The organism is Roseovarius aestuariivivens (genome assembly GCF_004761875.1).
In the GTDB taxonomy this organism is placed as follows: Bacteria; Pseudomonadota; Alphaproteobacteria; order Rhodobacterales; family Rhodobacteraceae; genus Roseovarius; species Roseovarius aestuariivivens.
This window is the reverse complement of sequence record NZ_SJEY01000010.1, coordinates 76551-89338: the sequence shown is the minus strand read 5'-3', so window position 1 is coordinate 89338 and position 12788 is coordinate 76551. Positions and strand designations below refer to the sequence as shown.

At 64.8% G+C, this 12788-nt stretch carries 13 protein-coding genes and 2 tRNA genes; 5 read left to right on the top strand and 10 right to left on the bottom strand.

Annotated features, from left to right (window positions below; all coding sequences use genetic code 11):
- Nucleotides 1-41: 41 nt before the first annotated feature.
- On the bottom strand, nt 42-1160 hold the full coding sequence (gene ald / locus EZV60_RS15835; protein WP_135506583.1) for an alanine dehydrogenase: 1119 nt from the start codon (nt 1158-1160) through the stop codon (nt 42-44).
- 136 nt (nt 1161-1296) lie between these two features.
- Between ald and EZV60_RS15830 the strand changes: the two genes are divergently transcribed.
- A complete protein-coding gene (locus tag EZV60_RS15830) occupies nt 1297-1755 on the top strand; it encodes an Lrp/AsnC family transcriptional regulator (RefSeq protein WP_135506582.1) in 459 nt (152 codons plus the stop codon).
- A gap of 262 nt (nt 1756-2017) precedes the next feature.
- Here EZV60_RS15830 and pnp read toward each other — a convergent pair whose 3' ends face one another.
- From pnp to EZV60_RS15800, 6 genes are all read right to left on the bottom strand, one after another.
- Entirely contained in the window at nt 2018-4153 is a 2136-nt protein-coding gene (pnp, locus tag EZV60_RS15825) for a polyribonucleotide nucleotidyltransferase (RefSeq protein WP_135506632.1), read from the bottom strand.
- A gap of 222 nt (nt 4154-4375) precedes the next feature.
- Nucleotides 4376-4975, bottom strand: coding sequence for a hypothetical protein (locus tag EZV60_RS15820; protein WP_135506581.1), 600 nt, complete (start codon nt 4973-4975; stop codon nt 4376-4378).
- Nucleotides 4976-5169: 194 nt separating this feature from the next.
- Nucleotides 5170-5439, bottom strand: a complete 270-nt coding sequence (rpsO, locus tag EZV60_RS15815) for a 30S ribosomal protein S15 (protein ID WP_135506580.1) — start codon at nt 5437-5439, stop codon at nt 5170-5172.
- 173 nt (nt 5440-5612) lie between these two features.
- Nucleotides 5613-6611 carry a calcium-binding protein gene (locus EZV60_RS19475; protein WP_135506579.1) on the bottom strand — a complete coding sequence of 333 codons (999 nt, stop codon included), beginning with the start codon at nt 6609-6611 and terminating at the stop codon, nt 5613-5615.
- A 138-nt stretch (nt 6612-6749) separates the two neighbouring features.
- A complete protein-coding gene (locus tag EZV60_RS15805; protein WP_135506578.1) occupies nt 6750-7697 on the bottom strand; it encodes an NAD(P)-dependent oxidoreductase in 948 nt (315 codons plus the stop codon).
- A 103-nt stretch (nt 7698-7800) separates the two neighbouring features.
- Nucleotides 7801-8820 (bottom strand): LacI family DNA-binding transcriptional regulator, encoded by a 1020-nt coding sequence (locus EZV60_RS15800; RefSeq protein ID WP_135506577.1) that lies wholly within the window; start codon nt 8818-8820, stop codon nt 7801-7803.
- Nucleotides 8821-8973: 153 nt separating this feature from the next.
- On the opposite strand from EZV60_RS15800, the gene EZV60_RS15795 reads away from it, so the two are divergent.
- The 3 genes from EZV60_RS15795 to EZV60_RS15785 all read left to right on the top strand — a co-directional run bounded on the left by EZV60_RS15795 (nt 8974) and on the right by EZV60_RS15785 (nt 10393).
- Nucleotides 8974-9675 carry a hypothetical protein gene (locus EZV60_RS15795; RefSeq protein WP_135506576.1) on the top strand — a complete coding sequence of 234 codons (702 nt, stop codon included), beginning with the start codon at nt 8974-8976 and terminating at the stop codon, nt 9673-9675.
- Entirely contained in the window at nt 9675-10274 is a 600-nt protein-coding gene (locus EZV60_RS15790; protein WP_135506575.1) for a hypothetical protein, read from the top strand. The genes EZV60_RS15795 and EZV60_RS15790 overlap by 1 nt, the downstream gene beginning before the upstream one ends.
- 42 nt (nt 10275-10316) lie before the next feature.
- Nucleotides 10317-10393 (top strand) — tRNA-Arg (locus EZV60_RS15785).
- A 144-nt stretch (nt 10394-10537) separates the two neighbouring features.
- Here EZV60_RS15785 and EZV60_RS15780 read toward each other — a convergent pair.
- From EZV60_RS15780 to EZV60_RS15770, 3 genes are all read right to left on the bottom strand, one after another.
- Complete coding sequence (locus tag EZV60_RS15780) at nt 10538-11104, bottom strand: TetR/AcrR family transcriptional regulator (RefSeq protein WP_135506574.1); 567 nt, start codon at nt 11102-11104, stop codon at nt 10538-10540.
- A gap of 371 nt (nt 11105-11475) precedes the next feature.
- Nucleotides 11476-11551: transfer RNA gene (locus tag EZV60_RS15775), tRNA-Ala, on the bottom strand.
- Between the two features lie 98 nt (nt 11552-11649).
- Nucleotides 11650-11976 carry a TIGR02300 family protein gene (locus tag EZV60_RS15770; RefSeq protein ID WP_135506631.1) on the bottom strand — a complete coding sequence of 109 codons (327 nt, stop codon included), beginning with the start codon at nt 11974-11976 and terminating at the stop codon, nt 11650-11652.
- Nucleotides 11977-12094: 118 nt separating this feature from the next.
- Here EZV60_RS15770 and EZV60_RS15765 point away from each other — a divergent pair, with 118 nt between their 5' ends.
- Nucleotides 12095-12787, top strand: coding sequence for a M48 family metallopeptidase (locus EZV60_RS15765; protein WP_135506573.1), 693 nt, complete (start codon nt 12095-12097; stop codon nt 12785-12787).
- Nucleotide 12788 lies beyond the last annotated feature (1 nt).

Sequence of the window (12788 nt, the reverse complement as noted above, 5' to 3'; positions counted from 1 at the left end):
CATTCCCCGACTCACCTGTGTGGCGCAGCCACGCCTTCGGATCAGCCCTTCACGACCTTCTGCGGCGAGATCACGTCGAGCCCCAGCGCCTTGCCCACCGCGTAATAGGTCAGCTGGCCGGCATGCACGTTAAGCCCGTTAAGAAGATGCGGATCGTCGGCACAGGCCTGTTTCCAGCCCTTGTCGGCCAGCGCCAGCATGAAGGGCATGGTCGCGTTGCCCAGCGCCAGCGTGGAGGTGCGCGCCACGGCGCCGGGCATGTTGGCGACGCAGTAATGCATGATCCCGTCGACCTCGTAGATCGGATCGGCATGGGTCGTCGCCTTGGAGGTCTCGAAACAGCCGCCCTGGTCGATGGCCACGTCGACAAGCGCCGCGCCGGGCTTCATGTCAGCGAACTGCGCACGCTTCACAAGCTTGGGGGCCTCGGCCCCGGGTATAAGGACCGCACCGATCACCATGTCGGCCTGGCCCAGATGCTCGGCCAGAAGGCCCTGGGACGAATACCCGGTGTTGAACGTGTCACCGAAGACGTCATCGAGATAGCGCAGCCGCGGCAGAGAGCGGTCGAGCACGGTTACATCCGCGCCCATCCCCGCCGCGATCCGTGCGGCATGCGTGCCCACGACACCGCCGCCAATGACCAGCACCTTCGCGGGACCAACGCCCGGCACGCCGCCCATCAGCACGCCGCGCCCGCCATTGGCCTTTTGCAGGGTATAGGCGCCCACTTGCGGCGCCAGGCGGCCCGCGACCTCGGACATCGGCGCCAGAAGCGGCAGGCCTCCGCGATCGTCTGTGACGGTCTCATAGGCAATGGCGGTACAGCCGCTTTCCAGAAGGTCCTTCGTCTGCTCCGGGTCGGGTGCCAGATGCAGGTAGGTAAAGAGAAGCTGCCCCTCACGCAGCATCTTGCGCTCGACCGCCTGGGGCTCTTTCACCTTCACGATCATATCGGCGGTGGCAAACACCTCTTCGGCGGTGTCCAGGATGCGCGCGCCGGCGGCGGTATAATCGGCGTCCTCGAACCCCGCGCCCTTGCCCGCACCGGCCTGGATCAGCACCTCATGGCCATGGGCCACGGCCTCGCCGGCGGCGTTCGGGGTGATCCCGACGCGGAACTCCTGCGGTTTGATTTCTGTGGGGCATCCGATTTTCATGGTCTCTTCCTCCTTGGGACTTGGGTACAAAATGCACCGGCAGGCTTGCAAACGGGTTGATATTTTTGCCACCTTCGATTGATACTTTCGAAGGATCTACGATTAAGCGGCTTTTCCGCGAAAGGTATTTGCGAAAATGAGTCTCGACACGATGGATCGCCGTCTTCTGGCCGTTCTGCAAAAGAGCGGCCGGATCTCGAATGCCGAACTCGCCGAGGCGGTGAATCTGTCGGCCTCGGCCTGTCATCGCCGTGTGCAACGGCTCGAGGCGGAGGGTTACATCAGGGGCTACGTCGCCCTGCTTGATCCGCGCCGCATGGGTCTGCCGACCATCGTTTTCGTCGAACTGACGCTCAGCACCCAGTCCGAAGAGATCCTGGACGCCTTCGAGACCGCTGTGAAACGCATCCCCGACGTGCTGGAATGCCACCTGATGGCGGGCACCGCGGATTACATACTCAAGCTGGCCGTCGAGGATACCGAGGATTTCGCACGCATCCATCGCCAGTACCTGACGCGGCTGCCGGGCGTCTCGACCATGCAATCAAGCTTTGCGCTGCGCACCGTGCGCCAGACCACCGCCCTGCCGGTCTGAGCCGGACACAGAAAAGCCCCGGCACGTCTGCCGGGGCTCCCCGCGGTGCGCCGGATAGTCCGTGAGTGGTGGCGCGACCGGATCCGCTTCTCTTGGTTGTTATAGTGCGCGGATCGTTGCCCGCTACATGGGAAAAACAAACGGACCTGTCCCGTAAGGAAAACCTGACTTTTGGGGCCGTCCCCGCGTGACGCTACGTTACGAATCGCCATAAAAAAACCCCGGCGTTACCGCCGGGGTCCTGTCTTTAGGAAAGCCGAAATTACCCTTCGGCTTCTGCCTCTTTCTTGACTTCCTCGCCGGTCTCCTGGTCGACGACTTTCATCGACAGGCGGACCTTGCCGCGGTCATCAAAGCCCAGCAGTTTGACCCAGACCTCCTGGCCTTCCTTGAGCACATCCGAGGGATGGTTCAGGCGGCGGTTCTCGATCTGGCTCACGTGCACAAGGCCGTCGCGCTTGCCGAAGAAGTTCACGAAGGCGCCGAAATCGACGATCTTGACGACGGTGCCCTTGTAGATCTTGCCCTCTTCCGGCTCGGCCACGATCGAGTGGATCATGTCATAGGCCTTCTGGATGGCGTCGCCGTTGGGCGAGGCGATCTTGATGATGCCCTCATCGTTGATGTCGACCTTGGCGCCCGAAACCTCGACGATCTCGCGGATCACCTTGCCGCCCGAGCCAATGACTTCACGGATCTTGTCGGTCGGGATCTGCATGGTTTCGATGCGCGGCGCGTGGATCGAGAATTCACCGGCGCTCGAAAGCGCCTTGTTCATCTCGCCCAGGATATGCATCCGGCCGTCCTTGGCCTGGGCCAGGGCGGTTTTCATGATCTCGGGCGTGATGCCCGCGACCTTGATGTCCATCTGCAGCGAGGTGATCCCGTTCTCGGTCCCCGCCACCTTGAAATCCATATCGCCAAGGTGGTCCTCGTCGCCCAGGATGTCGGTCAGGATGCCGTAGGATCCGTCGTCTTCAAGCACGAGACCCATGGCCACGCCCGCGACCGGCGCCTTGAGCGGCACGCCCGCATCCATCATCGACAGCGATCCGCCACAGACAGACGCCATGGAGCTGGATCCGTTCGATTCCGTGATCTCGGACACAACGCGGATGGTGTAGGGGAAATCGGTGGGGGCCGGCAGAACTGCCTGCAGCGCGCGCCACGCCAGCTTGCCGTGACCGATCTCACGCCGTCCCGGAGGGCCGACGCGCCCGGCTTCGCCGACCGAATAGGGCGGGAAGTTGTAGTGCAGCAGGAAGTTCGAGCGGAAATTGCCGTGCAGCGCGTCGATGATCTGTTCGTCATCGCCGGTGCCCAGCGTCGTGACCACAAGGCCCTGCGTCTCACCGCGGGTGAACAGCGCCGAACCATGCGTGCGCGGCAGGATGCCGGTTTCGGCCACGATCGGCCGGACTTGATCGAGCGCGCGACCGTCGATGCGGCGGCCGTTCTTGACCACGTCACCGCGCAGAACGCCGGATTCCAGCTTCTTGAGAGCCGAGCCGAGGTTGGGATCCTCAAGCTGCTCTTCCGAGAGAGCTGCCTTGATCTCTTCCTTCACCGCGGCCACGGCGCTGGTGCGCTCCTGCTTGTCGGTGATGGCGTAGGCGTCGCGCATCTTCTGCTCGCCGGCGGCCTTCACGGCCTCGTAAAGGTCGGAATAATCCGGCGGCTGGAAGTCGAACGGCTCTTTCGCCGATTCTTCGGCCAGATCGATGATCAGGTCGATCACCGGCTGGATCTGCTCGTGCGCGAAGGTAACCGCGCCCAGCATCTCCTCTTCAGTCAACTCGTAGGCCTCGGATTCGACCATCATCACGGCATTCTTCGTGCCCGCGACAACCAGGTCGAGCCGCTGCTCGGGGTTGTTGCGCAGGTCGTGCATGTCCTCGACATCGGGGTTCAGCACGTATTCGCCGTCGCTATAGCCCACGCGGCAGCCCGCGATCGGGCCCATGAAGGGCGCGCCCGAAATCGTCAGCGCCGCCGATGCCGCGATCATCGCGACCATGTCGGGGTCATTGACGAGGTCATGGCTCAGCACGGTGCACATCACCAGCACTTCGTTCTTGAAGCCCGGCACGAACAGCGGGCGGATCGGACGGTCGATCAGACGCGCGGTCAGCGTCTCTTTCTCGGTCGGACGCGCCTCGCGCTTGAAGAAGCCGCCGGGCACCTTGCCCGCGGCATAGTATTTTTCCTGGTAGTGGACCGTGAGCGGGAAGAAGTCCTGTCCCTCACGCGGTTGCTTGGCGAACGTCACGTTCGCCATGACGGTGGTTTCGCCCAGCGTGGCGATGACAGACCCGTCTGCCTGACGGGCAACCTTGCCCGTTTCCAGTGTCAGCGTTTCCTCGCCCCACTGGATGGATTTTTTCACTTCGTTGAACATGTATCTATCGGTGTCCTGGCTGGAGGCACTCCCGGGCGTATCCCGGGTCCTCCGTTTCATTGGCGGCCCCATTGCCGCCGACCCCTGTCTACCATGCCATGCGCCGGGGTCTAAGGCGTCACGTTTCAGATGGGATTGCCGTTACAGGAAAGCGGGCGATTTTGAAACCCTGAAAATCCCGGGGCGCGCGGGCATGCCGCGCCGCCCGGCGCCGCGGCCTTCTCAGCGCGCGGCGAAGACCGCATCGTATTCGCCATCCGCCACGCGGCCCGTCGCCCCCAGCTTGTGCGCCAGACGGATGAAGCGGATGTTGTCGCGCCGGGTGATCGCATGGGCGGGCAGGTGATGCACCGCGTTGACATCGCGCAGGGCGGCCCGCAGGACGCGCTCGCCCAGATGGACCCCTTGCCAGCCGCGCAGGACCGACACCGCGATCTCGCTGCCCGGTTCGTGGGCATCGCCGAAATCGCCGATCTCGGCCAGGGCCAAGAGACGTCCGAAAAACGTGATCCCGAGAAAGCGCGCGCGGGTCCAGTCGAGCGTGCAATAGCGGTCCGCGATGGCCTGGGCGGTCATGATGCCGTGAAAGCGCGCCGTTCGATCCGTGACCGAAAGGGCGGTATAATGCGCGATGATGCGCCCGGTGTCATCTGGCCCAAGCGCGACCTGCCGGCTCAGCCGGGCCACAAGACGCCGCAGCGGACGGCGCAGGATTTCGGGCAAGGCAAGGCCATGTCCCTGCGTCGGCGCGCCGGACGCGGGATGGCCAACAGCCTGCATCGGTGCGAATAGGGTTTTCAGTTGCCTGAGAAAGGACTGCATCGCTTGCTCCGCTTGCCTGTCCTCCCTTGCCATCCAAGGTAAGACTTTGCACGCGTGAAACAATCACTGGCTGCGCAAGTGAGCTATGCACTCTGCGCGCAGCTTTTCTCGGGGTGCGGCGATGGACAAGTGCCAAGAAGAACGGCGCCTGCCCGGAAGGGCAGACGCCGTGCAAAACGTTTATCTGGCGCGGCTTAGCGGCGGATGCCGAGGCGCTTGATCAGGTCGAGGTAGCGGGCCTCGTCCTTGGCTTTGAGGTAATCCAGCAGCTTGCGGCGCTGGGCGACCATCTTGAGAAGGCCACGGCGGCCGTGGTTGTCCTTCTTGTGGGTCTTGAAATGCTCGGTCAGTGTCGAGATGCGTGAGGTGAGGATGGCGACCTGAACCTCGGGCGAACCGGTGTCGCCTTCCTTGGTCGCGAAGTCCTTCATCACGCGGGCTTTTTCTTCAACAGTAATCGACATCGGGGTCTCCTTTCGGGTCAAGGGTGAAGGGCGCAAGCCGGGATGTCGTCCAGCAAGGTCCTGTGGGAGACGCCGCGGTTCGTCTGCGGCGGTTGCGGGCGTATAGGAGATTCGGCGCTGAAAGGGAAGCGGCAATAGATTGCCGTCTCACGGGGGCGCGTCAGGCGGCCCCGTCAAGCAGACTGATGCGGCACCAGAGCGATATGGTCAAGGCTCAGGCCTCCGGCGCTGTGCACCTGGGCGATGGCCACCCCGTTGAGCAGCACGCGGTGCAGGGCCGTGTCCTCCTCGTCCTGTTCCACGCTCAGCTCCGGATCGGGGTCCTCGGTGTCGTCGAACAGCACCACAAGGCTGTCTTCCTCGGTCGAGAAATCGACCACTTCGGCCTGATGCGCCTGCGAAAGCCAATCGCCCAGCACGACCTGATCCGCGCCCGCCCCACCGGTGACGATGTCACCGCCGCCCGCGACAAGAACATCGTCGCCGGGACCGCCATTGAGGTAATCCGTCGCCTGAACCGCGTCAGCACCGGCTTCGCGCCCGGTCAGCATGTCGTTGCCGTACCCGCCGAAAAGCGTGTCCGCGCCTGCCCCGCCATCAAGGCTGTCATTGCCCAGATAGCCGTGCAGCGCGTCGTTCCCGTCGCCGCCCTCAAGCGTGTCGTCGCCCTGTCCCGCCGACAGGCTGTCGTCGCCCGCGCCGCCGTCCAGCGCGTCGTCACCGCCATGCCCGTAAAGGGAATCCGCGCCCTCGCCCCCGCTCAGCCTGTCCGCGCCAGCCTCGCCGTGCAGACTGTCGTCGCCATCGCCGCCCGACAGGTCATCCGCGCCGCCACCGCCGCGCAGCGCGTCGGATCCACCCGCGCCGTCGATCGTGTCGTCACCGTCATAGCCGTTGAGAAAATCGTTGATCGCGGTCCCGGTCATGGTGTCGGCGGTCACTGTGCCGGTTTGCACGGTCCAGTCGTCGCCCTCTGGATCGGTCTCGGGATCTGTCGCGGTCGCGATGTCCATGATCGACGCGCTGCCGGCCTGTGCCGGCTCTTGCGTATCCCGCGCGGTCTCTGCGGTGTCGTCCTCGGGTTCCTCGCGCACGGCACCCACGTCTTCAAGACCCCAAAGCGCCGCCGCGCCCACGGCCATCATGCCCATCATCCCTGCGAGAAGAAACATCCGCTTTCGTCCACACTACCCCGTCGAAAGGTGGTCACAGCTGGGCCATTCGGTCAAACAATAACCGGTCACATGGTTAATTGTTTCCAAATCCTACCACAGGCCGGACCCCGATGGGTTAACGCGCGGGGGGCAGTGTCAGGCGGTGCGCGGCCGCACCTCGTATCCCGGCTCTTCGGGTTCGTCATCCGTCATGAAAGGCGGAAAGCCCGGCGCGCGGATATCAAGCCCGGTGGCCTCTTCAAGCCGCCGGATGATGTTGGGCGACAGCTCGCGCGGGCCGAAGCGTGCGATGCCGTCCTCGATGATGCGCTGCATCAGCGGGTTCAGTTCCAGCGGCACGCCCGCGCGGTCGGCCACGTCCTGAAAGAGACCGATATCCTTTTTCACCAGATCGAGCGTGAACGAGATATCCCGGCTGCCGTTCAGGATGACCTGGCTTTCCGTCTCGTGCACGAACGACGTGCCGGAACTGATCGCGATGGCCTCATAGGCGGTGGCAAGATCCATGCCCGCACCCGCCGCCGTCACCAGCGCCTCGCAACAGCTCAGCAGGTTGGCGGTGGCGAGGTAATTGGTGATCACCTTGAGCACCGAGGCGCTGCCCAGATCGCCGGTGTGCAACACCCGGCGCCCCATGACCGTCAGCACCGGCAGGATTCGTTCGAACGTGGCGCGATCACAGCCCGCGAAGATGGCGATATTGCCCGTGTCGGCCCGGTGACAGCCGCCCGAGACCGGACAATCCACCGCCGCGCCGCCCATCTCGATCACCTTTTCGCCAAGCCGTTTGACCTCGGCGGCGTCGGTCGTGGACATCTCCAACCATGTCTTGCCGTCGCGCACCGCCGGCAGCATTTCGTCCATCACGGCCGAGGATGCGGCCGGGTTTGGCAGACAGGTGATGACGATATCGCAGGCCTGCATCATCGCCAGCGGGCTTCCCCCCGCAGTCGCGCCACGCGCCACAAACCCTTCGACCAGGGCCGGGTCTAGGTCATGCACCTGCAGATCCACCCCGTTGCGCAAGAGCGACCCCGACAGCTTGCCGCCGACATTGCCCAGACCGATAAACCCGACTTTCATGGCGTTCTCCCGCGCTTGTCCGTCCGGCCATCCTTGGCCCACGGGCGCACCAGGTCTGGTCCGGAAACGACCCAATCGCAGAGAGAGGGGCGCGTTTGCGACCTCAGCCGTGGCGCAGCGTGTCGCCGTGCGAAATCCGCGGCTCCAGCACGATGCGCTTGGGCGCACCGCCCTTCTGCGCGCGCTCCACGATCATCTCGGCAGCCAGCCGCCCGATCTCGTGGCGGCACGAATCCATCGAGGCCAGCTCGCGCGGCAGACCGCGCAGAAGGTTCACTCCGTTGAACCCGGCCAGCCCCATCGTGCCAGGGATGTCGATGCCCTGCTCCAGCAGGTACAGCAGGCCGCCCGCGCCGATCAGGTCATTGGAATAATAGATGAAATCCAGATCCGGCGTGCGCGCCAGCACATCGCGCGTCATCTCGCGCCCCTTGGCCAGCGCCGAGCCGCCCGAATAGAACTCGCTGTCGGCCACCTCGACGCCCGCCTTGGCCAGCGCCTCGGTGAAGCCCTCGAACCGTTTGCGCGCCCGGTGATCGAGCAGCATCTTGGTGCCCAGGAACGCGATCTTGCGATAGCCCGCCTGCACGATCGCCTGCGCCATCTGCTGTCCGGCGCGCCGGTGCGAGATGCCCACGACGGAATCAACCGGCGTGCCGTCGACATCCATGATCTCGACCACCGGGATCCCCGCGCCGCGCAGCATGGCGCGGGCCGCGTCCGAATGCTCCAGCCCCGCGAGGATCACGCCCGAGGGCCGCCACGACAGCATCTCGTAAAGCACCTTTTCCTCTTTTTCCGGCAGGTATCCGGTCACGCCCACCACCGGCTGCAGCCCGGTTTCCTCCAGCACCTCGGTGATGCCGGTCATGACCTCGGGGAAGACCATGTTGGACATCGACGGGATGATGACGGCGACGAGATTGACCCGCTGGCTGGCCAGGGCGCCCGCGATCTTGTTTGGCACGTAGCCCAGCGCGCGCGCCGCCTCCAGCACGCGCTTGCGGGTGGCGTCCGACACGTCGCCGCGATTGCGCAGCACGCGGCTGACCGTCATCTCCGACACGCCCGAGGCCTCGGACACGTCGCGCAGCGTCAGCGGGCGATTCTCCTGTCTGGTCACGAAGCGGCCTGTCTGGTTGGTCGGAACCCATCCCTGTTACCGCAAACACGACAAGCCGCGCAAGCGTCTCGCGCGGCGGGCGCGCCGGATCCGCCTGTTGCCGGTCGCGCCTTGGTTGTGGTAGGCTTCCTTATATTTGAGAGAGTTGTTGCCATGATCCGTTTCATCCTTGCCGCGCTTGTCGCGGCACTGCTTCTTCCCGTGCCCCAGGCCCTCGCGCAGGATCCGCTCGCCCCCATTCCCGCGGGCCGGTGCATGCTTGTCGTGTCCTCGCAGCCGTCGCTGGCGCATACGCGCAACTATATCCTGACCGAGGCGGTCAGCCGGAAATTCATGCAGGTCTTCCCATCCTCAAATGGGTGGTACGCGATCGCGGTGGGCTCGCTGCGGCCCGAGGAACGCGACGGCATCCTGAGCGCCTGGAAGGCGTCGGGTCGCATCCCCGGGGATTCCTTTTGCACCACCGGCGCGTCGTTCCGCGCGCCCATCGACTGGCGCAAGCTCCTGCCGCGCGACCAGATCCTGAACGAAGAGGGGTACTATGAGCACCTCGAACCCGATGGCACGCTGATCGAGGCTTCGATCGACGGCAGCTTCCGCCGCATCACCCATCCCGATGGCGAGGTCGAGGTGTCGATGATCTCGATGCTGCAGGTGCAGGGCGACGCGCTGCCGCCGCTCGGGCAGGCGCATAGCGACTGGGCCAACGCCCTGACCGAGACGGTCGACGAGCTGAGCGAGCGCATCCTGCTGCCGCACGAACACGAGACACTGCAGACCGCCGCCACCGGCGACTTCTTCGACAGCACGCTTTTCAAACTGCGCGTGCTGCGCAAAATCATGGAGGGCCCGTGATGATCCGCCTTGCCGTCATCCTCTGCCTTGCCCTAGCCGGCGCCGTCGCCGCGCAGGACGGCGCGCAGGACGGCGCGCGCGACATCAACGCCGCGATCCTCGCCGCCGAAGAAGAAGCCCGCGAGGACGCGACGCCGAAGCTTCCCGCGCAGCCCGACATCGCGGGCAACCTGGCCAGCCTGACCGCCTTCTACGAGACGGCGACCGAGGCGCAGAAAGCGGCCTTTCTCGATACCTACACAAAGCTCTTCACCGAGGCCTACGCCAACGCGCTTCGGGCGCAGTTCACCTATCGCAAGCAGGGCTTCGAGCACCGCTCAGAGGTCTTCGCGTGGCAACTCACCTCCTCGCGGATCATCTTTTGGACGGTGATCGGCCTTGTCATCGCGGGCCTCGTCTTTTCCTGGATGCAGTTCCGGCTGGGCCTGGAACAGGCGCGCGCGACGGGGCAACCACTGGACATGAACACCGACCTCTCGGGAAGCGAGAAGGGCGTGTCGATCTCATCGAATGTCGTCGGGCTGGTGATCCTCGTGCTGTCGATGGGATTCTTCTATCTCTATCTCGTCTATATCTATCCGATCTCCGAGACATTCTGAGGCGTGACATGCGCGACCGGGACGGCTATCACCGCCCCACGCGGCCCCGTGGCTCAACTGGATAGAGCAGCCCCCTCCTAAGGGGCAGGTTGCAGGTTCGAATCCTGCCGGGGTCGCCAGCCTGAAAATCATGCCGACCGGGCAGGGCATCACACATGCGCGGTCGGATTGGGTATGCGCCGGCGGAGGGGGCCGGCGCATCCTTCAGGGCCCGATGGGGAACGCGGTGACGTCCCCCATGGCCCTCGCCACCCCGTCACCACTCACCCGCGACGGAACACACGCCTCGCCCCCAAAAGACTGCCGGCAACGGTCCGCAACAGCAGCGAGGACGCCGGCCGCGGCACAAAAAGACAGGACAGCTCCTTGCAGGCGGCGCCCGGCAGGTCGGGATAGGCGATTTTCAGTTCGTGCACCATCACATCGCCCAGCGTCTTGTAGGTCGAGCAAAGCCGCTCGCGGAACGCCTCGGACGTGACGGAATAGGCGAGAAAGGCGTCATAGGCCTCGAGGTTGTCGGGCATCTTGTGGCCGTCGGCGAGATCGAAGAAGAAATCGAGGAAAAACGGCAGGCGCTCGACCTGCTTCAAATCGACGATCCCCGCGATCAGGAGATCGCGATAGGCCGCGCCCAGGTGGTCGCAGACCGCGATCATCAGGGCGTCGAGGCTGGGGTAATAGTAACGCACAAGCTGGCGCGATAGGCCGGCCTTTGCCGCAACGGCCTCGAACGAGAGCGCGTTCAGCCCGTCCGAGATGAGCAACTTGGTCGTGGCGCTCAGGATCGCGGCTTTCTTGTCGGAGGATGTGTCGGGTCCTGTAATCAACATACGCTCGGGTTCGAAACGTCCGGTCCGGCCACGCGGGTTGCACGTCCAGGGCGACTGGGCCGTGAAAAGTATGTTTTCGATCTTCCCCGTCTGTAAAGCCTTCTGTGACCGGACGGCCCGACAGGGACCATTCTGCCACGGGGGTCGAGAGCCCGCTTCAACCTTGGGGGAAGCAGGCCCAGCGACGCTGTCCGGCGGATGCGAACGTCATCGACACAACGAGGCTGGCCCGCCTTGCAGAACGGATCCTTGCCCGGTCCGGATCCCGCGGGACGGCTGTGAACAGCAACGACACAGGTTTGCAAGCAACGGAAACACGGCATTGCGCAGCGCAACGGGGCGACTGTGCCATCGATTGACTTGTCGGAAGTTGGTGGAGCCTAGGGGGATCGAACCCCTGACCTCTTGCATGCCATGCAAGCGCTCTCCCAGCTGAGCTAAGGCCCCGTGCCACGGGCCCCGCCGGGCCCATCGTGCGCCGCTATCTACGGAAAGCGGCAGGCGGGATCAAGGGAAAAATCCCGCCCGTTTCCGACCCTCGCGGATCAGTTGTCGTCGTCGTCCTTGGCCACGTCCGCGATCTCGTCGAGCGACACGTTGTCCTCGTCGTCATCGTCCAGAACATCGTCGTCCAGGTCGACATCGACATCCACGTCATCATCGTCGGCCACGGTGTCCGTCTCGGCATCCTTGGCCTTCATCTTCTTGGTCTCGGCATCCTCGGCATCGGCGGTGATGGAGCGGCTCTTGCCGGTGTTCAGCTCGACCACCTCGCCGGTATAGGGGCTGACGATCGGGTTCTTGTTCAGGTCGTAGAAGCGTTTCCCGGTGGTCGGGCACAAGCGCTTAACGCCCCATTCTTCCTTGGGCATGATGGTTCCCTCTGGCATCTGACATGTCTTGCGGACGATCCGCGCCACCTGCCATAAGTCGGGTAAGCTGTCAAAGCCTTTAGCGACGGGCGGCGAAGATCACGGAGTGCGACGTCATATGGGCCATCACCTTCTGCCCGGCAACCCCCCTGTGCCGGTCGAGTTGCGCCGCTCGGGCCGGGCCAGGCAAATTTCGCTGCGCGTCTCGGGAGTGGACGGCAAGGTCACGCTGACTCTGCCGCGCGGCGTGGCCGAGCGCGAGGCGCTGGCTTTCGCGCAATCCAAGGCCGGCTGGCTGCGCAGCCAGCTTGCGCGCCAGCCCGAAACCGTCGTCGTAGGGCTGGGCGCCCGGATCCCCGTCGCGGGCGAGACGGTCACGCTGCAGCCCGGCGCGGGGCGGCGCGTGCGGCTGGAGGACGGCTTGCTCTACGTGCCGGGCGAGGCCGCGACGGCGGCGCGGCGTGTGCAGGCCTGGCTCAAGGCGACGGCGCGTGACCGGCTGGCAAAGGCATCGGACCGTTACGCCGCCGCGCTGGGCCGGCCCTATTCGCGGATCACGCTGCGCGACACCCGCTCGCGCTGGGGGTCCTGTACGCAGGACGGCGGGCTGATGTATTCTTGGCGGCTGGTGATGGCGCCGCCCGAGGTGCTCGATTACGTGGCCGCGCACGAGGTGGCGCATCTGGCCGAAATGAACCATTCCCGCGCCTTCTGGGACACCGTGGCGCGGCTCATGCCGGGCTATAACGCGCCCCGGGCATGGCTGCGCGCGCAGGGCGGCGCCCTGCATCGCTACCGTTTCAAAGATTGAC